Source organism: Cupriavidus oxalaticus (assembly GCF_038900635.1).
GTDB lineage: Bacteria > Pseudomonadota > Gammaproteobacteria > Burkholderiales > Burkholderiaceae > Cupriavidus > Cupriavidus oxalaticus_B.
In genome coordinates, this window is sequence record NZ_JAYMRX010000005.1 from 296,835 (window position 1) to 318,762 (window position 21,928).

Sequence of the window (21,928 nt, forward strand, 5' to 3'; positions counted from 1 at the left end):
TATCATCGGAAGGGGATTGCCGGGACCTGAACGGCTTTTTGTTATCCTTGTCGAACTTTTCGGGCAAGGCGTGCGCCTGATGCCGCTCCGCGACATGGGCCGGCAAGCGCCGCCCCGGCGGATATCTCCGCCGCCGCACCGCCTGGCCCTGATTTTGACTCCACCGAATCTCGTACTGCATGAACTATCCTCATCCGCTGATCGCCCGTGAAGGCTGGCCGTTCCTGGCCGGCGCCTTTGTCATTTCGCTGCTGGTGCACGCCAGCGCGGGCTTCTGGTGGGCGCTGCCGCTGTGGATCATCACGGTGTTCGTGCTGCAGTTCTTCCGTGATCCGCCGCGCCCGATTCCGTCGGCCCCCAACGCGGTGCTGGCGCCGGCCGACGGCCGCATTGTCGTGGTCGAAAAGACCATGGACCCGTACGCCAACCGGGAGGCGCTGAAGATCAGCGTCTTCATGAACGTCTTCAACGTGCATTCGAACCGCGTGTCGGTCGACGGCGCGGTCGAGAAGGTCGAATATTTCCCGGGCAAGTTCGTCAATGCCGACCTCGACAAGGCTTCGGTCGAGAACGAGCGCAATGCCGTGGTGATCCGTCGTGCCAACGACGGGCAGGTGGTCACGCTGGTGCAGGTGGCCGGCCTGGTGGCGCGCCGTATCCTCTGTTACACCAAGGTGGGCGACAAGCTCGCGCGCGGCCAGCGCTACGGCTTTATCCGCTTCGGCTCGCGCGTGGACGTGTACCTGCCGCTCGACGCGCGTCCGCGCGTGACCATTGGCGAGAAGGTGTCGGCCTCGTCGACGATCCTCGCCGAACTCGACGTGAAGTGAGCGAAGGCCTGACCAGGACGACAGTGAGACAGGAGGACTGCGATGGTTGCCTTCCATCGACGTAACAAGCGGGCCAGCAGCGGCAACGTGACGCACCTGCGCCCGTTCCGCCATAACCAGCTGCGCGGTGCCGAGGACTATGACGACGATGCCGCGGACGACCACGACATCGCCTACGAGCGCCAGCGGCCGCGCCGCCGTGGCATCTACCTGCTGCCCAATGCGTTCACCACCGCGGCGTTGTTCGCCGGCTTCTTCGCCATCGTGCAGGCGATGAACATGCGCTTCGACGTGGCCGCCATCGCGATCTTCGCGGCGATGGTGCTCGATGGCATGGACGGGCGCATAGCGCGCATCACCAATACGCAGAGTGCGTTCGGCGAGCAGTATGACTCGCTGTCGGACATGACCTCGTTCGGCGTTGCGCCGGCGCTGGTGATGTACGAATGGATCCTGCATGACCTCGGCAAGTGGGGCTGGATCGCAGCCTTTGTCTACTGCACCTGCGCGGCGCTGCGGCTGGCGCGCTTCAACGCCAATATCGGCGTGGTCGACAAGCGCTTCTTCCAGGGCTTGCCAAGCCCGGCCGCCGCGGCATTGGTCGCAGGCTTTGTCTGGCTGGTGATCGACAACAAGCTGCCGGTCAAGGAACTGTGGATGCCGTGGGTTGCGTTCGGCATCACGCTGTACGCGGGGCTGTCGATGGTGTCCAACGCGCCGTTCTACAGCGGCAAGGCGCTGGATGTCCGCTACCGCGTGCCGTTCGGCATGATGGTGCTGGTCCTGGTGCTGTTCGTGGTGGTGTCGACCGACCCGCCGGTGGCGCTGTTCGGGCTGTTCGTCGCCTACGCGATCTCGGGCTACGTGCTGTGGGGCTGGCGTGCCCTGCACGGGCAGCCGGGTGGGGTCCGCAAGGCGCGCGAAAGCGGCAACGGCGGAAACGGCGGCAACGGCTGATTGTTGCAGGCAGGGAAGGGCGCTACGGCGCCCTTCGTGCTTTCCCGGTTTCACAATTGTTTTCACGCCGCGGCCACCGGCCGTGGCACTCTGCAGTGTTTTCCACTTACCGTCAGGAGGATGTCATGGGCATGTTCGACTTCATCAAGGAAGCGGGGGAAAAGCTGTTCGGCACTGGCGAGGCCAAGGCGGCGCAGCAAGCCGCAGCGGCGGATGCATCGGCCGAGAAGGTCGATGCCGCCAACCGTGCCGCCGGCGATGCGATCGAGGCGTACATCAGGAAGATGGGGCTCGATGCCACCGGGCTGATGGTGCAGGTGGATGGCTCGCAGGGACTGGTGACGGTGTTCGGCGTGGCGCCGGACCAGGCCACGCGCGAGAAGATCATCCTGTGCGCGGGCAACGTCGAAGGCGTGGACAAGGTCGAGGACAAGATGTCGGTCAATGTCGAATCGGCCGAGTCGCAATGGCATACCGTGGTCAAGGGCGACACGCTGTGGGCGATCGCGCAGGCCGCCTACGGCAACGGCGCCGAGTACAACAAGATCTTCGAGGCCAACAAGCCGATGCTGTCGCATCCGGACAAGATCTACCCGGGCCAGAAGCTGCGCATCCCGCCCAAGGGTTGAAGCGCGCACAGATCCGCGGGCGCGTGCGGCAAAACCCTGTATTGCACGTGCGCGCCAAACCGGCTATAGTCGCTCCCATGATTTCGCGCCAAGTCCTACTCGCCAGCACCACCCTAGGTGGCCTACTAGGCCATCAGGTCGGGACGCGCGCGCGCTGAGGACAACGCTACCCTTAGCGCGGAATCCGTAAGGAACACCAACGCCCCGGCCTGCTCGTGCACGCCGGGGCGTTTTGCATTCCACAGCCGTGGAGCGCGGAACAGGCGGTAAGCCCCGGACACAGCATGCCGGGGACAGCACAGCAGAAGCTACTCAGGAGCTCCACAAAATGTCTGACAAACTCATCATTTTCGACACCACCTTGCGTGACGGCGAGCAGTCGCCCGGCGCTTCCATGACCCGCGAGGAAAAGATCCGCATCGCGCGCCAGCTGGAACGCCTGAAGGTCGATGTGATCGAGGCCGGCTTTGCGGCCAGCTCCAACGGCGACTTCGAAGCCATCCGCTCGATCGCCCAGGTGGTCAAGGACTCGACCATCTGCTCGCTGGCCCGCGCCAACGACAAGGACATCGCCCGCGCGGCCGAAGCGCTCAAGCCCGCCAACTCGTTCCGCATCCACACCTTCATCGCCACGTCCGCGCTGCACATGGAGAAGAAGCTGCGCATGACGCCGGACCAGGTGTACGAGCAGGCCCGCCTGGCTGTGCGCTTTGCGCGCCAGTTCACCGACGATATCGAGTTCTCGCCGGAAGACGGCAGCCGCTCGGACATGGACTTCCTGTGCCGCGTCCTCGAAGGCGTGATCGCCGAGGGCGCGACCACCATCAACCTGCCGGATACCGTGGGCTATGCCGTGCCGGAAGGCTACGCGGCGCTGATCCGCTCGGTGCGCGAGCGCATCCCGAATTCGGACAAGGCGATCTGGTCGGTGCACTGCCATAACGACCTTGGCATGGCAGTGGCCAACTCGCTGGCCGCGGTCAAGCTGGGCGGCGCGCGCCAGGTCGAGTGCACCATCAACGGCCTGGGCGAACGCGCCGGCAACACCAGCCTGGAAGAGGTGGTGATGGCGGTGAAGACCCGGCGCGACTACTTCGACATGGACGTCGGCGTGGATACCACGCAGATCGTGCCGGCATCCAAGCTGGTATCGCAGATCACCGGCTTCGTGGTGCAGCCGAACAAGGCTGTCGTCGGCGCCAACGCGTTTGCGCATGCCTCGGGCATCCACCAGGATGGCGTGCTCAAGGCGCGCGACACGTACGAGATCATGCGCGCGGAGGACGTGGGCTGGACCGCCAACAAGATCGTGCTGGGCAAGCTGTCGGGCCGCAATGCCTTCAAGCAGCGCCTGCAGGAACTCGGCATCGAACTCGACAGCGAGAGCGAAGTCAACGCCGCCTTCACCCGCTTCAAGGAACTGGCCGACCAGAAAGCCGAGATCTTCGACGAAGACATCATGGCGATCGTCTCGAACGAGGCCCAGCACGACGCGAACGAGCACTTCCGCTTCATTTCGCTGTCGCAGCGATCCGAGACCGGCGAGCGCCCGCATGCACGCGTGGTGTTCAGCATGGACGGCAAGGAGCAGAGCGGTGAAGGCGAGGGCAACGGCCCGGTCGATGCCACGCTGCATGCGATCGAGTCGCGCGTGTCCAGCGGTGCCGAGATGGTGCTGTATTCGGTGAACGCGATCACCGGCGGTACCGAGGCGCAGGGCGAAGTGACCGTGCGCCTGTCCAAGGCCGGCCGCATCGTCAACGGCGTGGGTACCGACCCGGATATCGTCGCCGCATCGGCGAAGGCCTACCTGGCCGCGCTGAACAAGCTGCACGACAAGGCCGTGCAGAAGATCAATCCGCAGATCTGACCAAGGCTTCTGCGTTAGACGGCGGACGGCTTACCCGGCCTGAGCGTACGGACCAAGCCCGCCATTCCCGACCCGGGGATGGCGGGCTTTTTCATGTGCGCCTACCATCGGCGGAATCTATCATCGGGGTCGTAGAGCGGGTCGGGCGTGATCTGGGTCCGGCGCAGCACGCCAGCATCGTCGAAATAGAAGTGGAATAGCGATGGCCATACGTCTTCATGGCGGAAGCGGTAGGACCAGACCTCATTGCGCATCCGCGGAAAATACTCGACCGGCAGCCGCGTCACGCCGAAGTGCTCGGCGACGTCCTCCCGGGTCCAGGTGCCGACCTGCGCCTTGTACAGCTCCAGCGTCGACAGCATGTTGCGGAAGCTGGTGAGGTTGCCGTTGCGGTCGAATTCGGCGCCATAGGCGTACTGGCCCAGCGGCTGCTTGGAGTAGATCCAGCGCGAGGTGCCGTCTGGCAGGTTGAAGATATCGGTGGGCGGCCCGAACATCGCCTGGACCGCCGCCTTGGGCTGGCCGACCAGCTTGGTGCCTTCCTGCACCGGCATCAGCGTGGAACAGGCGCAGAGCAGGGCGGCAGCAAGCGCCAGAAAGAGGCGGCGGGCGCCGCCGGCGATTGCAGGGTTCATGACGGCCTCGGTCAATGCTGGGTGATATCGAAAGTGTAGTTCTCCACCTGCCCTTGTGTGGCCTTGGCGCTCCTTTCTGCCCTAACGTCGCCCAATGCAACCGCATTCGCCGCGAATCGCGGCGGATGCAGTTGAGGCGGCCGTGATTTGCGCCCCACTGGCGTGCTGCCGTACCATCCACCGCTTTCCGGGAGAGACTATGCAGGGTGTGGCGCGGTTGCGAGGTTGGCTGGGCGGCTTGTTGTTGTTGGCAGGGGCAGTGGCGGCGGTTGCGCCGGCTGGCGCGTCCGCGCAGGAGCCGATCCGGCTGGGGATGATCGACGGCCTTTCCGGTCCGTTCGCCAACGCGGGCGAGGCGGTGGCCCGCAACCTGCGCCTGGCGGTCGAGCGCGTCAATGCCCGCGGTGGCGTCAGGACCGCCGAGGGCGCACGGCCCTTCGAGCTGGTGACATTCGACAGCAAGGGCAACGTCGACGAGAGCCTGATCCAGTTCCGTGCGCTGACTGACCGTCGCATTCCCTTCGTCCTGCAGGGCAACAGCTCGGCCGTGGCCGGGGCACTGGTTTCTGCCATCAACCGCCACAATGCGCGCCAGCCCGATGCGCGCGTGCTGTTCCTGAACTATTCCGCGGTCGATCCGAGCCTGACCAACGAGAACTGCAGCTTCTGGCATTTCCGTTTCGACGCCAGTACCGACATGCGCATGCAGGCGCTGACCGAGGTGATCCGCCAGGACCAGTCCGTGCGCAAGGTTTATCTGATCGACCAGGACTACAGCTTCGGCCACCAGGTGGCGCGCTCGGCGCGCGAGATGCTGGCCGCGCGTCGCCCGGACATCCAGATCGTCGGCGACGAATTCCATCCGATCGGCAAGATCAAGGATTTTGCTCCCTATATCGCCAAGATCAAGGCGAGCGGCGCGGACGCGGTCGTCACCGGCAACTGGGGCAACGACCTGACCCTGATGGTCAAGGCAGCGCGCGAGGGCGGGCTGCAGGCCAAGTTCTATACCTTCTACGGCAACGGCCTGGGCGCCCCCGCGGCCATGGGCGATGCCGGCGTCGGCCGCGTGCTGGCCGTGGCCGAGTGGCACCCGAATGTGGGCGGTGCTGCCTCGGATGCGTTTTACCAGCAGTTCCGCGCGCGTTACCCGGAGCCGAAGGACGATTACGTGCATCTGCGCATGCAGATGATGGTGGAAATGCTGGCCCGCGCCATCGAGAAGGCGGGTTCCACTGACGCGGTGAAGGTGGCGCGGGCGCTTGAGAACATGCGCTACGTCAACGACTTCCATGAGGCGACGATCCGCGCCGAGGACCACCAGGTACTGCAGCCGCTCTATGTTTCGGTGATGGAAAAGCAGGGCGGGGTGGTGCGTTTCGACAACGAGGGCTCCGGCTATGGCTTCCGCACGGTGCGCAAGCTGAAGGCGGCGCAAACCACGTTGCCGACCACGTGCCGGATGGAGCGCCCCTGAGCGCCTGGAATGCCGCAACCGCCCACGGTTCTCCCGGCGCGCCTTTTCGGCTATAATCCGCGGCTGTCGTCGACTGGCCCCTGGCCGGATGGCGGCAAATCCGTGACACGACGCATGCGGCGCATCCCGCGCTGTGGCGTTCGCAAGTGAAAGGAAATCATCATGGCAGTCGCCGATATCAACAAGTCCGAAGTCATCAAGCAGTTCGCCCGTGGCGCCAACGACACCGGCAGCCCCGAAGTGCAAGTGGCCCTGCTGACCACCCGCATCAACGAACTGACCCCGCACTTCAAGGCCAACATGAAGGATCACCACAGCCGCCGCGGTCTGCTGCGCATGGTGAGCCGCCGCCGCCGCCTGCTGGACTACCTCAAGTCCAACGACGCCGACCGCTACCGCGCCCTGATCGAAAAGCTGGGCCTGCGCAAGTAAGCTTGCGCAAGAGGTTGCGTACGATGGCAGCGCGATTCCTGGGTTTGCACGGTTTCGCGTGAGGCCTGGATGCCTGCTTCAGCATTGCTGGGGCAGGCATTTTGCATTTCTGGCCGGGCGGTTCCGCGCCGGCCGGAAGTGCTGCACGTTGTTGGAGTGATTTTCGCTTCACTGCTTCCGGCGAGGATCTGGATTCGCCGGGCCCCGTTGCGGCAAGGCGCGCAACGGAGTAAGTTGTTCTTTTTTCTGGTTTTAGTATCCGGACCGGCCAAGGAAACAGGGCTTTGTGTCATTCCAGCGCGGCATCGGCAACAGTGCCGCGCTGGAATGGCATAGCACTTCCCTGCGACTGCAGTCGTCTCCGGCAGTTAGCCTGCGGCTGAGAACGCAGGCGTGGCACGCTGCGCAACGATCGCGAGCAGTGATCGCGGCGTGCACGCAAGACAAGGAATGCACATGTCCATGTTCAACAAAGTCGTCAAGGAATTCCAGTGGGGCCAGCACAAGGTCCGCATGGAAACCGGCGAAATCGCCCGCCAGGCCGGCGGCGCCGTGCTGGTCGATGTGGAAGACACCGTGGTGCTGGCGACCGTGGTCGCCGCCAAGAACCCGAAGCCGGGCCAGGACTTCTTCCCGCTGACCGTCGACTACATCGAGAAGACCTACGCGGCCGGCAAGATCCCCGGCGGCTTCTTCAAGCGTGAAGGCCGTCCGTCGGAAAACGAGACCCTGACCTCGCGCCTGATCGATCGTCCGCTGCGTCCGCTGTTCCCGGAAGGCTTCTACAACGAAGTACAGGTGGTGGTGCACGTGGTCTCGCTGAACCCGGAAGTGCCGGCTGACATCCCCGCGCTGATCGGCGCGTCGGCCGCGCTGGCCGTGTCGGGCATCCCGTTCAGCGGCCCGGTGGGCGCCGCGCGCGTTGGCTACAAGGACGGCCAGTACCTGCTGAACCCGACCCGCTCGCAGATCGCCACCTCGGACCTGGACCTGGTGGTCGCCGGCACCGAGCGCGCCGTGCTGATGGTCGAATCGGAAGCCAACCAGCTGTCGGAAGACGTGATGCTGGGCGCCGTGGTCTATGGCCACGAGCAGATGCAGACCGCCATCAATGCCATCCATGACCTGGTGCGCGAAGGCGGCAAGCCCGAGTGGGACTGGACCGCGGCCGCCAAGAACGAGCCGCTGATCGCCAAGGTCACCGAAGTCGCGCTGCCGCTGCTGCAGGAAGCCTACCAGCTGCGCCAGAAGTCGGCCCGCAGCCAGAAGCTGAAGGAAGTGTCGGCCAACGTGGCCGCCGCGCTGGCAGAAGCCGGCGTGGAAGCCGACAAGGTGGAAGTCGGCAATATCATGTTCGACCTGGAAGCCAAGATCGTCCGCGGCCAGATCCTGAACGGCGAGCCGCGCATCGACGGCCGCGACACCCGCACCGTGCGCCCGATCGAGATCCGTTCGTCGGTGCTGCCGCGCGCGCACGGCTCGGCGCTGTTCACCCGCGGCGAGACGCAGGCGCTGGTGGTGGCCACGCTGGGCACCAAGAGCGACGAGCAGATCATCGACGCGCTGGCCGGCGAATACCGCGACCGCTTCATGCTCCACTACAACATGCCCCCGTTCGCCACCGGTGAGACCGGCCGCGTGGGCAGCCCGAAGCGCCGCGAAATCGGCCATGGCCGCCTGGCCAAGCGCGCACTGATCCCGGTGCTGCCGAAGGACGATGAATTCGCCTACACCATCCGCCTGGTTTCGGAGATCACCGAGTCCAACGGCTCGTCGTCGATGGCTTCGGTCTGCGGCGGCTGCCTGGCACTGATGGACGCCGGCGTTCCGGTCAAGGCACACGTGGCCGGCGTGGCCATGGGCCTGATCCTGGAAGGCAACAAGTTCGCCGTGCTGACCGACATCCTGGGCGATGAAGATCACCTGGGCGACATGGACTTCAAGGTGGCGGGTACCGACAACGGCATCACCGCGCTGCAGATGGACATCAAGGTCCAGGGCATCACCAAGGAGATCATGCAGGTTGCACTGGCGCAGGCCAAGGAAGGCCGCCTGCACATCCTGTCGAGCATGCAGGAAGCCATGGGCCACGCCCGCACCGAGCTGTCGGAGCACGCCCCGCGCATGATCACCATGAAGATCCATCCGGACAAGATCCGCGAAGTGATCGGCAAGGGCGGTTCGACCATCCAGGCGCTGACCAAGGAAACCGGCACCACCATCGACATCCAGGAAGACGGCACCATCACCATCGCCTCGACCTCGACCGAAGGCATGGCCGAAGCCAAGCGCCGCATCGAGGGCATCACCGCGGAAGCCGAAGTGGGCAAGATCTACAACGGCACCGTGCTGAAGCTGCTGGACTTCGGCGCCATCGTCAACATCCTGCCGGGCAAGGATGGCCTGCTGCACATCTCGGAAATCGTCAACGAGCGTGTGAAGGACATCAAGGACTGGCTGAAGGAAGGCCAGCAGGTCCGCGTCAAGCTGATCCAGGCCGACGAGAAGGGCCGCCTGCGCCTGTCGCTGAAGGCCGCGCTGGCCGAAGAGGGCGGCAGCATCAGCCCGATCAACGCTGGCGAAGGCGCTGCCCCGGCAGCACCGGCCGGCGGCTCGGAGCAGCAGCAGTAAGCGGGGCAGTGACTGTCCCAATGGTGCCGCCACCTGGCGGTGCCGCGGAAAAACGGCCGGGCGATGCCCGGCCGTTTTTTTGTTTACACTGCGGCAACCCATCGAGCCAAGGCTCACACCGAGCAAAGACAAGGAGCAAAGAAGCATGCAAGCCATCGAGATCCGCGAATACGGTGCCCCCGAAGTCCTCCAGCTGACCGAGCGGCCCGATCCGGTGCCCGCCGCGGGCGAGGTGCTGATCCGCGTGGCGGCCGCCGGCGTGAACCGCCCGGACGTATTCCAGCGCACCGGCAACTATCCGGTGCCGCCGGGTGCGTCGGACCTGCCTGGCCTGGAAGTGGCGGGCGTGGTGGTCGGTGGCGACCTGTCGCATGCCGACAACCGCTTCGGCCTCAAGGTGGGCGACCGCGTCTGCGCGCTGGTGCAGGGCGGCGGCTACGCGCAGCTGTGCACCGCGCCGCTGGCGCAGATGTTGCCGGCGCCTGACGGCCTCAGCGATATCGAAGCCGCCGCGCTGCCGGAAACCTTCTTCACGGTGTGGAGCAATGTGTTCGACCGCGGCTACCTGGGCCAGGGTCCGCGTGGCAAGGACGAAACGCTGCTGATCCAGGGCGGTTCCAGTGGCATCGGCACCACCGCGATCCAGATCGCCAAGGCGCTGGGCTTCAAGGTGTTCGTCACCGCCGGCACCGATGAAAAATGCAAGGCCTGCGAGGACCTGGGCGCCGATCGCGCGATCAACTACAAGACCCAGGATTTCGTTGCCGAGGTCGCGGCGCTGACCGGCGGCAAGGGCGTCGACGTGATCCTCGACATGGTCGCCGGCCCGTACCTGGCACGCGAGCTGAAGTGCATCGCCGACGATGGCCGTATCGTCATCATTGCGCTGCTCGGTGGTGCGAAGGCCGAGATCCCGCTCGGCGATATCCTGCGCCGCCGCATCACCGTGACCGGCTCGACGCTGCGACCGCGCCCGGCATCGTTCAAGGGCAAGATCGCCGCGGCGCTGCACGAGCAGGTCTGGCCGCTGCTGGCCGCAGGCAAGATCAAGCCGGTGATCCACCAGGTGTTCCCGGCCGCGCAGGCCGCCGACGCGCACCGCCTGATGGAGTCGAGCGAGCATATCGGCAAGATCGTGCTGACCTGGTGATGCCGCGTGCCGCGTGCCGGCGCTGAAGATGCCGGCACAGAAGTGGCGCAACAAAATGCCGCCGCCGGCCGTTGTCTGGCGGCGGTAGCGCCCCGCCCCTGGCACACGCTACAATAGCGGGTTTGATTTTGGAGGGGCACTACGTGAGACAAAAGCTCGTCATCGGCAATTGGAAGATGCATGGCAGCCTGGCTGCGAACGCGGCGCTGCTGGAGGGAATCAAGGCCGGCGTGGCGCGTGCGTCGCTGGCGGTGTGCGCACCGTTCCCCTATCTTGCACAATGCCAGGCGGTGCTGAACGGCTCGCAAGTGGCCTGGGGTGCACAGGATGTCTCGGCGGAGGCGCGTGGCGCTTTTACCGGCGAGGTTGCTGCCTCGATGCTGGGTGAGTTCGGCTGCGCTTATGCGCTGGTCGGCCACTCGGAGCGCCGCACTTACCATGGCGAAACCGACCAGGTCGTTGCTGCCAAGGCGCTGCGCGCGCTGGAATTCGGTATCGTCCCCGTGGTCTGTGTCGGCGAGACGCTGGCCGAGCGCGAGGCCGAGCAGACCGAGGCCGTCGTCGGCCGCCAGTTGCAGGCAGTGCTGGACGCGCTGTCGGTGGAGCAATTGAGCCGCGTGGTGCTGGCTTATGAGCCGGTCTGGGCGATCGGTACCGGCAAGACCGCGACCAGCGCGCAGGCGCAGGCCGTACACGCTTTCCTGCGCGGCAAGGTGGCGGCGCGCGACGCCGGCGTGGCAGAGCGCATGGCCATCCTGTACGGCGGCAGCGTCAAGCCGGACAATGCGGCCGAACTGTTTTCCATGGCCGATATCGACGGGGGGCTGATCGGCGGCGCCTCGCTGAAGTCGGAAGATTTTCTCGCGATCGGCAACGCCTGAATGCCGGCCGTTCCGATCGTTCCGTTCGTTTCGTTCGTATCGATCAGGAAGTAACCAGGCAAGTAACGCTTATTTAAATCAAATGGCAATCTTCAAGACTTTGTTGGTGGTGTTGCAGGTGCTGTCGGCCCTGGGCGTGATTGGCCTGGTGCTGATCCAGCATGGCAAGGGCGCCGATGTGGGCGCGGCATTCGGCTCGGGCGCCTCGGGCAGCCTGTTCGGTGCCACCGGCTCGGCAAACTTCCTGTCGCGCACCACCGCCGTGCTGGCCACGCTGTTCTTCGTGTGCACGCTGGCGCTGACGCTGCTGGGCAACTACAAGCCCGCCGCGTCGCTGGGCGTGATGGGCGCTGCCCCGGCCTCGGCACCGGCCACCGCAGGCGCATCGGCACCGGCCGCTGCTCCGGCCGCCGCTGCTGACGCCTCGGCGCCCGCAGGTCCCGCAGTACCGAAATAATCCGATTGCCTTGCGGCGGATTCCTGAGTTTTTTTGCAGTTGTGCGTTGAACAAAGCAAGAAATTTAGGTTAGAATGCGAGGCTTGAAACGATTCCCCAGCGATGGGGCTTAAGCGAAGGCGGAACGCCCAGCGAGAGTCCTGAAGGGCCTGAAAACCCGGCGCCAGGCAATATGTTTCTCCCCCAGCCGACGTGGTGAAATTGGTAGACACGCTATCTTGAGGGGGTAGTGGCGAAAGCTGTGCGAGTTCGAGTCTCGCCGTCGGCACCAAACAACTTGATCGGAGTCCCTGGCCGGGCAATGCACCCGCGCATGGGGCTTCGGCAGTCCGCAAGGCGGCGCGCCATGATTCTCGTGGCTTAGCGCCTGGGGTGGGCAACAGGACGCCGCTTCAGCTGGTGCTGTTGACAACATTCCAGATAAGGCTGGCCGTACCTTGAATCTCGAAGCCTACTTCCCCGTTCTCATCTTCATCATCTTCGGTGTCGTGCTCGGCGTGGCACTGATGTCGATTGGTCGGATCCTCGGTCCAAACAAGCCCGATCCCGCGAAGCTGTCGCCGTACGAGTGCGGCTTCGAAGCGTTCGAGGATGCGCGCATGAAGTTCGACGTGCGCTACTACCTCATCGCCATCCTTTTTATCCTGTTCGATCTCGAAACCGCCTTCCTGTTTCCCTGGGGTGTTGCCCTGAGGGATATCGGCTGGCCGGGTTTCATCGCCATGGGCGTGTTTCTGCTGGAATTCATCGTGGGCTTCGTCTACATCTGGAAAAAGGGCGCGCTCGATTGGGAGTGATGTGAAATGGCAATCGAAGGCGTTCTCAACGAAGGCTTTGTCACGACTACCGCTGACAAGCTGATCAATTGGACCCGCACCGGGTCGCTGTGGCCGATGACCTTCGGCCTGGCCTGCTGTGCCGTGGAAATGATGCATGCCGGCGCCGCGCGCTATGATCTGGACCGCTTCGGCGTGGTGTTCCGCCCGTCGCCGCGCCAGTCGGACGTGATGATCGTGGCCGGCACGCTGTGCAACAAGATGGCCCCCGCGCTGCGCAAGGTCTACGACCAGATGGCGGAACCGCGCTGGGTGATCTCGATGGGCTCGTGCGCCAACGGCGGCGGCTACTACCACTATTCGTACTCGGTGGTGCGTGGCTGCGACCGGATCGTGCCGGTGGATATCTACGTGCCGGGCTGCCCGCCGACGGCCGAGGCGCTGATCTACGGCGTGATCCAGCTGCAGAACAAGATCAAGCGTACCAACACCATCGCGCGCAAGGGCTGAAATGGCGAAGCTCGACATCCTGAAGGCCGCGCTCGAGAAGGCTCTCGGCAAGCGCGTGCAGAATCTGATCGAGGCGACCGGCGAACTGACGCTGATCGTCAAGGCCGACGACTACCTGGAAGCCGCCCGCATCCTGCGCGACGATCCTTCGCTGCGCTTCGAGCAGCTGATCGACCTGTGCGGCGTGGATTATTCCGACTTCGGCGACGGCGCCTGGGACGGCCCGCGCTTTGCCGCCGTCTCGCACCTGCTGTCGATCACCCACAACTGGCGCGTGCGCCTGCGCGTGTTCGCTCCGGATGACGATTTCCCGGTGGTGGCCAGCCTGATCGACGTGTGGAACTCGGTGAACTGGTTCGAGCGCGAAGCCTTCGATTTCTACGGCATCGTGTTTGACGGCCACCCGGACCTGCGCCGCATCCTGACCGACTACGGTTTCGTCGGCCATCCGTTCCGCAAGGATTTCCCGGTCTCCGGCTATGTCGAGATGCGCTACGACCCCGAACAGAAGCGGGTCATCTACCAGCCGGTCACGATCGAGCCGCGCGAAATCACGCCGCGCGTGATCCGCGAGGACAAGTACGGCGGTTTGGAGCACTGAGAACGCGCCATGGCAGACATCAAGAATTACACCCTGAACTTCGGCCCGCAGCACCCGGCCGCGCACGGCGTGCTGCGCCTGGTGCTCGAGCTGGACGGCGAAGTCATCCAGCGTGCCGACCCGCATATCGGCCTGCTGCACCGTGCCACCGAGAAGCTGGCCGAACAGAAGTCCTGGATCCAGAGCGTGCCCTACATGGACCGCCTCGACTACGTGTCGATGATGGTCAACGAGCACGCCTATGTGATGGCGATCGAGCGCCTGCTGGACGTCGACGTGCCGGTCCGCGCGCAATACATCCGCGTGATGTTCGACGAGATCACCCGCATCATGAACCACCTGATGTGGATCGGTGCGCACGCTCTCGACGTGGGCGCGATGGCGGTGTTCCTGTACGCCTTCCGCGAGCGCGAAGACCTGTTCGACATGTACGAGGCGGTGTCGGGCGCGCGCATGCACGCGGCCTACTATCGTCCGGGCGGCGTCTACCGCGACCTGCCTGACACGATGCCGCAATATCGTGCCTCGAAGATCCACAACGAGCGCGCCATCAAGGCGATGAACGAAGCGCGTTCGGGCTCGCTGCTGGACTTCATCGAGGACTTCACCAACCGCTTCCCGAAGTACGTCGACGAGTACGAGACGCTGCTGACCGACAACCGGATCTGGAAGCAGCGCCTGGTGGACATCGGCGTGGTCAGCCCGGAACGTGCGATGCAGATGGGCTTTACCGGCCCGATGCTGCGCGGCTCGGGCATCGAGTGGGACCTGCGCAAGAAGCAGCCGTACGAGGTGTACGACAAGGTGGACTTCGACGTGCCGGTGGGCGTGGGCGGCGACTGCTACGCGCGCTATCTGGTGCGCGTGGAAGAGATGCGCCAGTCCAACCGCATCATCAGGCAGTGCATCGAGTGGCTGCGCCGCAACCCGGGCCCGGTGATCACCGATAACCACAAGGTGGCGCCGCCCTCGCGCGTGGACATGAAGTCCAACATGGAAGAACTGATCCACCACTTCAAGCTGTTCACCGAAGGCATGCATGTGCCTGAAGGCGAAGCGTACGCAGCGGTGGAACACCCGAAGGGCGAGTTCGGCATCTACGCGATCTCGGACGGCGCGAACAAGCCGTACCGTCTGAAGATCCGTGCGCCTGGCTTCCCGCACCTGGCCGCGCTCGACGAAATGGCCAAGGGGCACATGATTGCTGACGCGGTAACGATCATCGGCACGCAAGACATCGTCTTCGGCGAGATCGACCGCTAATCACGGACCGCCGGCCCGGACGACGATCCGGGCGCTTTCCGAGGTGCTCCGCCGAGCGGAGCGGCCCGGAAGACCCGCGGCGGACCGGCAAGGCCTAAGGCCCGCCGGCGGAACGGCAGCGACGGCTGCAAACCTGCGGATGGACGCCCAGTGGCGCTGACTCCGCCGTTTTACTGCAATGACCATGCTATCAGCAGAAGCTCTCAAGGAAATCGATCGCGCGATCGCGAAGTATCCGGCCGACCAGAAGCAGTCGGCCGTGATGGCGGCGCTTGCCGTGGCACAGGGCGAGGTGGGCTGGGTTTCCCCCGAAGTCATGCAGTTCGTCGCCAACTACCTCGAGATGCCGCCCGTGTGGGTGGAAGAGGTGGCGACCTTCTACAACATGTACGACACCAAGCCGGTGGGCAAATTCAAGCTCGCCGTCTGCACCAACCTGCCGTGCGCCCTGTCGGGCGGCGAGCGGGCTGGCGAGTACCTGAAGCGCAAGCTCGGGATCGACTACAACGAGACCACCGCTGACGGCTGCTTCACCCTGAAAGAGGGCGAGTGCATGGGCGCTTGCGGCGACGCGCCGGTGATGATCGTCAACAACACCCGCATGTGCAGCTTCATGAGCGACGACAAGCTCGACGCGCTTGTCGACGAGCTCAAGAGCGAAGCCGCCAAGGGGGGCAAGTAATATGACCAGTCTGCACGACCGCCATATCCAGCCGCTGATCCTGGCCGGCCTGGACGGCAAGAATTGGCACCTGGAAGACTACGTCAAGCGTGGCGGCTACCAGCAACTGAAGCGCATCCTGACCGAGAAGATCCCTCCCGAGCAGGTGATCGCCGACGTCAAGGCCTCGGGCCTGCGTGGCCGTGGCGGCGCGGGTTTCCCGACCGGCCTGAAGTGGAGCTTCATGCCGCGCACGTTCCCGGGTCAGAAATACCTGGTCTGCAACACCGATGAAGGCGAGCCTGGCACGTTCAAGGACCGCGACATCATCCGCTACAACCCGCATTCGCTGATCGAGGGCATGGCCATCGGCGCGTATGCGATGGGCATCACCGTGGGCTACAACTATATCCACGGCGAGATCTGGAACGAGTACAAGATCTTCGAGGAAGCCCTCGAAGAAGCGCGTGCCGCCGGCTTCCTGGGCGACAACATCCTGGGCTCGGGCTTCAGCTTCCAGCTGCACGCCCACCACGGCTATGGCGCCTACATCTGCGGCGAGGAAACCGCGCTGCTGGAATCGCTGGAAGGCAAGAAGGGCCAGCCGCGCTTCAAGCCGCCGTTCCCGGCCAGCTTCGGCCTGTACGGCAAGCCGACCACCATCAACAACACCGAGACCTTCGCCGCGGTGCCGTTCCTGCTGGCCGTCGGTCCCGAGAACTACCTGAAGCTGGGCAAGCCGAACAACGGCGGCACCAAGATCTTCTCGGTCTCGGGCGACGTCGAGCGTCCCGGCAACTACGAAATCCCGCTGGGCACGCCCTTCGCCAAGCTGCTGGAGCTTGCCGGCGGTATGCGCGGCGGCAAGCGCATCAAGGCGGTGATTCCGGGTGGTTCGTCCGCGCCGGTGGTGCCGGGCGACCTGATGATGGCGTCCGACATGGACTACGATTCGATCGCCAAGGCCGGCTCGATGCTGGGCTCGGGCGCGGTGATCGTGATGGACGAGACGCGCTGCATGGTCCGCTCGCTGCTGCGCCTGTCGTACTTCTATTTTGAGGAATCGTGCGGCCAGTGCACGCCGTGCCGCGAAGGCACCGGCTGGCTGTATCGCATGGTCAATCGCATCGAACACGGAGAAGGGCGCCAGGAAGACCTGGACCTGCTCAACAACGTCGCGGAAAACATCATGGGCCGCACCATCTGCGCGCTCGGCGATGCCGCGGCGATGCCGGTCCGCGGCATGCTCAAGCACTACTGGAAAGAGTTCGAATATCACGTCGAACACAAGCAGTGCATGGTTCCGGCCTACATCTAAGCGTGGCAGAACATGGTTGAACTAGAGATCGACGGCAAGAAGGTTGAGGTTGCTGAGGGCAGCCTGGTGATGGAAGCGGCCCGCAAGCTGGGCACCTACATCCCGCACTTCTGCTACCACCGCAAACTGTCCATCGCGGCCAACTGCCGCATGTGCCTGGTCGAGGTCGAGAAGGCCCCGAAGGCGCTGCCTGCGTGCGCCACGCCGGTGACCCCCGGCATGAAGGTCTTCACCAATTCGGAGAAGGCAGTCAAGGCGCAGAAGTCCGTGATGGAATTCCTGCTGATCAACCACCCGCTGGATTGCCCGATCTGCGATCAGGGCGGGGAGTGCCAGCTGCAGGATCTGGCCGTGGGCTACGGTGCCTCGGAGTCGCGCTACAAGGAAGAGAAGCGCGTGGTGTTCCACAAGAATGTGGGCCCGCTGATCTCCATGGAGGAGATGACCCGCTGCATCCACTGCACCCGCTGCGTGCGCTTCGGCCAGGAAGTGGCCGGCGTGATGGAGCTGGGCATGCTGGGCCGCGGCGAGCACTCGGAAATCACCACCTTCGTCGGCAAGACCGTTGACTCGGAACTGTCGGGCAACATGATCGACCTTTGCCCGGTCGGCGCGCTGACCAGCAAGCCGTTCCGCTACTCGGCTCGTACCTGGGAACTGGCCCGCCGCAAGTCGGTGTCGCCGCACGACGGCCTGGGCGCGAACCTGGTGGTGCAGACCAAGAACCAGCGCGTGATGCGCGTGCTGCCGCTGGAAAACGAAGACATCAACGAGTGCTGGATCTCCGACAAGGACCGCTTCTCGTATGAAGGCCTGAACAGTGCCGACCGCCTGACCCGCCCGCTGCTGAAGCAAGGCGGCGAATGGATGGAAACCGACTGGCAGACCGCGCTGGAATACGTGGCGAACGGTCTGGCCGGCATCAAGCGCGAGCATGGCGCCGACCAGATCGCCGCACTGGCCAGCCCGCACAGCACGCTGGAAGAACTGTTCCTGCTGGGCAAGCTGGTACGTGGCCTGGGCAGCGACAACGTCGACTTCCGCCTGCGCCAGTCCGACTTCTCGGCCGCGCTGAAGGGCGCGCCGTGGCTCGGCCTGCCGGTGGCCGACGTCACCGCGCTGCAACGCGTGCTGGTGATCGGCTCGTCGCTGCGCAAGGATCATCCGCTGCTGGCCTCGCGCCTGCGCCAGGCGACCAAGAAGGGCGCCCGCGTGGCCGTGCTGGGCGCCGGCGGTGAAGACCTGCTGATGCCGGCGACCCGCCTCGACGTGGCGCCGTCCGGCTGGACCGCGGCACTGGCCGGCGTGGCCCGTGCCGTGGCCGCCGCCAAGGGCGTTGCCGCCCCGGCCGGCACCGATGGCTTCGATGGTGGCGATGCCGCCGCCAAGGTGGCGGAAGCGCTGCTGCAGGGCGAGCGCCGTGCCGTGTTCCTCGGCAACGAGGCCGTGCGTCATCCGCAGTTCTCGGCGCTGCACGCGCTGGCACAGTGGATCGCCACCGCAACGGGTGCGACGCTGGGCTTCCTGACCGAAGCGGCCAACACCGTCGGCGGCTACATCGCCGGCGCGCTGCCGAAGCAGGGCGGCGCCAACACGCAGGCGATGCTGGACGCGCCGCGCAAGGCCTACATCCTGCTGAACACCGAGCCGGAATTCGACACCGCCGATCCGGGCAAGGCCCTGGCCGCGCTGTCGCAGGCCAACACGGTGGTGGTGCTGTCGCCGTTCCGTTCGGAAGCGGCCATGCAGTACGCCGATGTGATCCTGCCGGTCGCGCCGTTCACGGAAACCTCCGGCACCTTCGTCAATTGCGAAGGCAAGGCACAGAGCTTCAACGGCGTGGTTCGCGCACTGGGCGAGTCGCGCCCGGGCTGGAAGGTGCTGCGCGTGCTGGGCAATCTGCTGGACGTGGCCGGCTTCGACTACGAAACCGCCGAGTCGGTCCGTGCCGAAGCGCTGTCGGCTCCGGTCGAGGCCCAGCTGGACAACGCCACCGATGCGCCGATCCGCGTTGCCGCCGCTGCCGCCAACGGCATCGAACGCATCGCCGACGTACCTATCTACCACGCCGACCCGATCGTGCGCCGCGCCGACTCGCTGCAGCTGACCGCTGCCGCGCGCCGCGCCATGCAGATCGCACTGCCGGCTGAGCTGTTTGCCCGCCTGGGCATCCAGTCGGGCGACCCGGTCCGCGTCACGCAAGGGCAGGGCAGCGTGGTGCTGCCGGCCGTGCTCGAAGCCACGCTGCCGGCCAACACCGTGCGCGTGCCGGCGGCAACGCCGGCGGCCGTGGGCCTGGGCGGCATGTTCGGCACGGTCACCGTAGAGAAGGCCATCGACCTGGCACCGGCCACCACCGGCGCCGTGGCCACGGCGTAAGAACAAGAGCGAGAAGAAGACATGATTGACTGGATTACCTCGCAAGGGCAGGGCGTACTGGGCGCGTACTGGACGCCGCTGTGGATCCTGATCCGCGCCGTGCTGATCGTGGTGCCCCTGCTGCTGTGCGTGGCTTACCTGATCCTGTGGGAGCGCAAGCTGATCGGCTGGATGCACGTCCGCCTGGGCCCGAACCGCGTCGGCCCGCTCGGCCTGCTGCAGCCGATTGCCGACGTGCTGAAGCTGCTGCTCAAGGAAGTCATGATGCCGACGCAGGTCAGCCGCGGCATGTACCTGATCGCGCCGCTGATGGTGCTGATGCCTGCCGTGGCGGTCTGGGCCGTGATTCCGTTCCAGGCCGAAGTGGTGATGGCGGATGTCAACGCCGGCCTGCTGTACGTGATGGCGATCAGCTCGGTCGGCGTCTACGGCGTGATCCTGGCCGGCTGGGCCTCGAACTCCAAGTACGCCTTCATCGGCGCCATGCGTGCCGCGGCACAGATGGTGTCGTACGAAATCGCCATGGGCTTCGCGCTGGTGACGGTGCTGATGGTTGCCGGCAGCCTGAACCTGTCGGCCATCGTCAACGGCCAGAACACCGGCTACTTCGCCGACATGGGCATCAACATCCTGTCGTGGAACTGGCTGCCGCTGCTGCCGATGTTCGGCGTCTATTTCATCTCGGGCGTGGCCGAAACCAACCGCCACCCGTTCGACGTGGTGGAAGGCGAGTCGGAAATCGTGGCCGGCCACATGATCGAATATTCGGGCATGGGCTTCGCGCTGTTCTTCCTGGCCGAGTACATCAACATGATCATCATCTCGACGATGACCTCGCTGATGTTCCTGGGCGGCTGGGCGCCTCCGTTCTCGAGCGTGATCACCAACGCGGTCCCCGGTTTCTTCTGGCTGCTGGTCAAGGTATTCCTGCTGCTGTCGGTCTTTATCTGGATCCGTGCCTCGTTCCCGCGCTACCGCTATGACCAGATCATGCGCCTGGGCTGGAAAGTGTTCATTCCGCTGACCGTGGCATGGCTGATCATCGTGGCGATCTGGATCAAGTCGCCGTGGAACATCTGGCACTGAACAGCCAAACGACGGAGCGCGCCGCAGCGCGCACCGCGTTGAAATACTAGGAAGCAATCGTCATGCTGCTCGCCATCAAGGACTTCTTCAACAGCCTGCTCCTGAAGGAACTCTTCAAGGGCATGGCGCTGACCGGCCGCTATCTCTTCGCGCGCAAGGTCACCGTCCAGTTCCCGGAAGAGAAAACGCCGATCTCGCCGCGCTTCCGTGGCCTGCACGCGCTGCGCCGTTATCCGAACGGCGAAGAGCGCTGCATTGCCTGCAAGCTGTGTGAAGCGGTGTGCCCGGCGCTGGCCATCACCATCGAGTCGGACGTGCGCAACGACGGCACGCGCCGTACCACCCGTTACGACATCGACCTGACCAAGTGCATCTTCTGCGGTTTCTGCGAAGAGGCCTGCCCGGTCGACGCCATCGTGGAAACGCAGATCCTGGAGTACCACGGCGAGAAGCGCGGCGACCTGTATTTCACCAAGGACATGCTGCTGGCAGTGGGCGACCGCTACGAGCCGCAGATCGCGGCGGCCAAGGCTGCCGACGCCAAGTATCGCTGACCGGCGCATGCGCCAAACGGCAGGGCGGCCACCAGTAACAGACCTGGCTGCTTCTGCCACCGAATTTGAATACGGTCCCTTCAATGCGAGGGGCCAAAGCAAGGATGCCGCAGGAGCGGGCCACCCGAAGGGGAAGGCTTGTGCCGGACGGCCCTGAGAGGATCCGATAGGAACCATGGAACTCACGACCACCATCTTCTATGTCTTTGCGCTGGTGCTGGTGCTCTCCGCACTGAAAGTCATCACTGCGAAGAACCCGGTGCATTCCGCACTGTTCCTCGTGCTGTCGTTCTTCACGGCAGCCGCGATCTGGATGCTGCTCAAGGCGGAATTCCTCGCCATCCTGCTGGTGCTGGTCTATGTCGGCGCGGTAATGGTGCTGTTCCTGTTCGTGGTGATGATGATCGATATCGATATCGAGCACCTGCGCCGCGATTTCTGGACCTACGTGCCGATGGCTTCGGTGGTGGGCGCGCTGATCATCGCCGAGATGGCGATCGTGCTGGTGCGCAACTTCATCGGCACCACCACGCCGCTGGCCGCCAGCGGCGCGCAGGAGCCGGGTTACTCGAACTCCGCCGCGCTCGGCAAGCTGATCTACACCGACTACATCTACGCCTTCGAAGTGGCCGGCATCATCCTGCTGGTGGCCATCATCGCCGCCGTGGCGCTGACCCTGCGCCGCCGCAAGGACACCAAGGCCCAGGACGTGTCGGCGCAGCTGCGTACCCGCCGCGACGAGCGCGTGCGCCTGGTGCCGATGCAGGCCGAAGTCCAGAACCCGCAGACGGAAGCCGCGGCTGCCGCCAATAAGAACTAAAGCCCGGAGAA

21 protein-coding genes and 1 tRNA gene are annotated in these 21,928 nt (G+C 64.8%); 21 read left to right on the top strand and 1 reads right to left on the bottom strand.

Annotation, left to right across the window (positions count from 1 at the left end; all coding sequences use genetic code 11):
- Positions 1 to 179 precede the first annotated feature (179 nt).
- The 4 genes from VSR71_RS11745 to VSR71_RS11760 all read left to right on the top strand — a co-directional run bounded on the left by VSR71_RS11745 (position 180) and on the right by VSR71_RS11760 (position 4,286).
- Positions 180 to 830: a phosphatidylserine decarboxylase gene (locus VSR71_RS11745; protein ID WP_342914022.1), complete on the top strand. Its 651-nt coding sequence runs from the start codon at positions 180 to 182 to the stop codon at positions 828 to 830.
- A gap of 42 nt (positions 831 to 872) precedes the next feature.
- Complete coding sequence (pssA, locus tag VSR71_RS11750) at positions 873 to 1,787, top strand: CDP-diacylglycerol--serine O-phosphatidyltransferase (RefSeq protein WP_342914023.1); 915 nt, start codon at positions 873 to 875, stop codon at positions 1,785 to 1,787.
- 125 nt (positions 1,788 to 1,912) lie between these two features.
- Entirely contained in the window at positions 1,913 to 2,416 is a 504-nt protein-coding gene (gene lysM / locus VSR71_RS11755; protein ID WP_133094155.1) for a peptidoglycan-binding protein LysM, read from the top strand.
- 328 nt (positions 2,417 to 2,744) lie between these two features.
- Entirely contained in the window at positions 2,745 to 4,286 is a 1,542-nt protein-coding gene (locus tag VSR71_RS11760) for a 2-isopropylmalate synthase (protein WP_342914024.1), read from the top strand.
- A 101-nt stretch (positions 4,287 to 4,387) separates the two neighbouring features.
- Here the strand turns inward: VSR71_RS11760 and VSR71_RS11765 are convergent, their stop codons facing one another.
- The gene (locus VSR71_RS11765) at positions 4,388 to 4,921 is read right to left on the bottom strand and encodes a hypothetical protein (protein ID WP_342914025.1); all 534 of its coding nucleotides are present in this window, start codon (positions 4,919 to 4,921) and stop codon (positions 4,388 to 4,390) included.
- A 199-nt stretch (positions 4,922 to 5,120) separates the two neighbouring features.
- On the opposite strand from VSR71_RS11765, the gene VSR71_RS11770 reads away from it, so the two are divergent.
- From VSR71_RS11770 to VSR71_RS11850, 17 genes are all read left to right on the top strand, one after another.
- Positions 5,121 to 6,398 (top strand): branched-chain amino acid ABC transporter substrate-binding protein, encoded by a 1,278-nt coding sequence (locus VSR71_RS11770; protein WP_342914026.1) that lies wholly within the window; start codon positions 5,121 to 5,123, stop codon positions 6,396 to 6,398.
- 162 nt (positions 6,399 to 6,560) lie between these two features.
- A complete protein-coding gene (gene rpsO / locus VSR71_RS11775; RefSeq protein ID WP_010809136.1) occupies positions 6,561 to 6,830 on the top strand; it encodes a 30S ribosomal protein S15 in 270 nt (89 codons plus the stop codon).
- A gap of 456 nt (positions 6,831 to 7,286) precedes the next feature.
- Positions 7,287 to 9,461: a polyribonucleotide nucleotidyltransferase gene (pnp, locus tag VSR71_RS11780; RefSeq protein WP_342914027.1), complete on the top strand. Its 2,175-nt coding sequence runs from the start codon at positions 7,287 to 7,289 to the stop codon at positions 9,459 to 9,461.
- Positions 9,462 to 9,606: 145 nt separating this feature from the next.
- On the top strand, positions 9,607 to 10,611 hold the full coding sequence (locus VSR71_RS11785) for an NAD(P)H-quinone oxidoreductase (protein ID WP_342914028.1): 1,005 nt from the start codon (positions 9,607 to 9,609) through the stop codon (positions 10,609 to 10,611).
- A 143-nt stretch (positions 10,612 to 10,754) separates the two neighbouring features.
- Positions 10,755 to 11,492 carry a triose-phosphate isomerase gene (gene tpiA, locus VSR71_RS11790; RefSeq protein ID WP_342914029.1) on the top strand — a complete coding sequence of 246 codons (738 nt, stop codon included), beginning with the start codon at positions 10,755 to 10,757 and terminating at the stop codon, positions 11,490 to 11,492.
- 82 nt (positions 11,493 to 11,574) lie between these two features.
- Positions 11,575 to 11,949, top strand: coding sequence for a preprotein translocase subunit SecG (gene secG / locus VSR71_RS11795; RefSeq protein WP_133094161.1), 375 nt, complete (start codon positions 11,575 to 11,577; stop codon positions 11,947 to 11,949).
- A 186-nt stretch (positions 11,950 to 12,135) separates the two neighbouring features.
- Positions 12,136 to 12,220, top strand: a tRNA-Leu gene (locus tag VSR71_RS11800).
- Between the two features lie 166 nt (positions 12,221 to 12,386).
- Positions 12,387 to 12,746 (top strand): NADH-quinone oxidoreductase subunit A, encoded by a 360-nt coding sequence (locus VSR71_RS11805; RefSeq protein ID WP_010809131.1) that lies wholly within the window; start codon positions 12,387 to 12,389, stop codon positions 12,744 to 12,746.
- 6 nt (positions 12,747 to 12,752) lie between these two features.
- Entirely contained in the window at positions 12,753 to 13,235 is a 483-nt protein-coding gene (locus VSR71_RS11810; protein WP_011297145.1) for a NuoB/complex I 20 kDa subunit family protein, read from the top strand.
- A 1-nt stretch (position 13,236) separates the two neighbouring features.
- Positions 13,237 to 13,836, top strand: a complete 600-nt coding sequence (locus VSR71_RS11815) for an NADH-quinone oxidoreductase subunit C (protein WP_342914030.1) — start codon at positions 13,237 to 13,239, stop codon at positions 13,834 to 13,836.
- 9 nt (positions 13,837 to 13,845) lie between these two features.
- On the top strand, positions 13,846 to 15,099 hold the full coding sequence (locus VSR71_RS11820; RefSeq protein WP_342914031.1) for an NADH-quinone oxidoreductase subunit D: 1,254 nt from the start codon (positions 13,846 to 13,848) through the stop codon (positions 15,097 to 15,099).
- Between the two features lie 184 nt (positions 15,100 to 15,283).
- Complete coding sequence (gene nuoE, locus VSR71_RS11825; protein WP_029044768.1) at positions 15,284 to 15,781, top strand: NADH-quinone oxidoreductase subunit NuoE; 498 nt, start codon at positions 15,284 to 15,286, stop codon at positions 15,779 to 15,781.
- Between the two features lies 1 nt (position 15,782).
- Complete coding sequence (gene nuoF / locus VSR71_RS11830) at positions 15,783 to 17,078, top strand: NADH-quinone oxidoreductase subunit NuoF (RefSeq protein ID WP_092314050.1); 1,296 nt, start codon at positions 15,783 to 15,785, stop codon at positions 17,076 to 17,078.
- A 12-nt stretch (positions 17,079 to 17,090) separates the two neighbouring features.
- Positions 17,091 to 19,457 (top strand): NADH-quinone oxidoreductase subunit NuoG, encoded by a 2,367-nt coding sequence (nuoG, locus tag VSR71_RS11835; protein ID WP_342914032.1) that lies wholly within the window; start codon positions 17,091 to 17,093, stop codon positions 19,455 to 19,457.
- A gap of 21 nt (positions 19,458 to 19,478) precedes the next feature.
- On the top strand, positions 19,479 to 20,543 hold the full coding sequence (gene nuoH, locus VSR71_RS11840; RefSeq protein ID WP_342914033.1) for an NADH-quinone oxidoreductase subunit NuoH: 1,065 nt from the start codon (positions 19,479 to 19,481) through the stop codon (positions 20,541 to 20,543).
- Between the two features lie 62 nt (positions 20,544 to 20,605).
- Positions 20,606 to 21,097: an NADH-quinone oxidoreductase subunit NuoI gene (gene nuoI / locus VSR71_RS11845; protein ID WP_022534067.1), complete on the top strand. Its 492-nt coding sequence runs from the start codon at positions 20,606 to 20,608 to the stop codon at positions 21,095 to 21,097.
- A gap of 175 nt (positions 21,098 to 21,272) precedes the next feature.
- Entirely contained in the window at positions 21,273 to 21,917 is a 645-nt protein-coding gene (locus VSR71_RS11850; protein WP_342914034.1) for an NADH-quinone oxidoreductase subunit J, read from the top strand.
- Positions 21,918 to 21,928 lie beyond the last annotated feature (11 nt).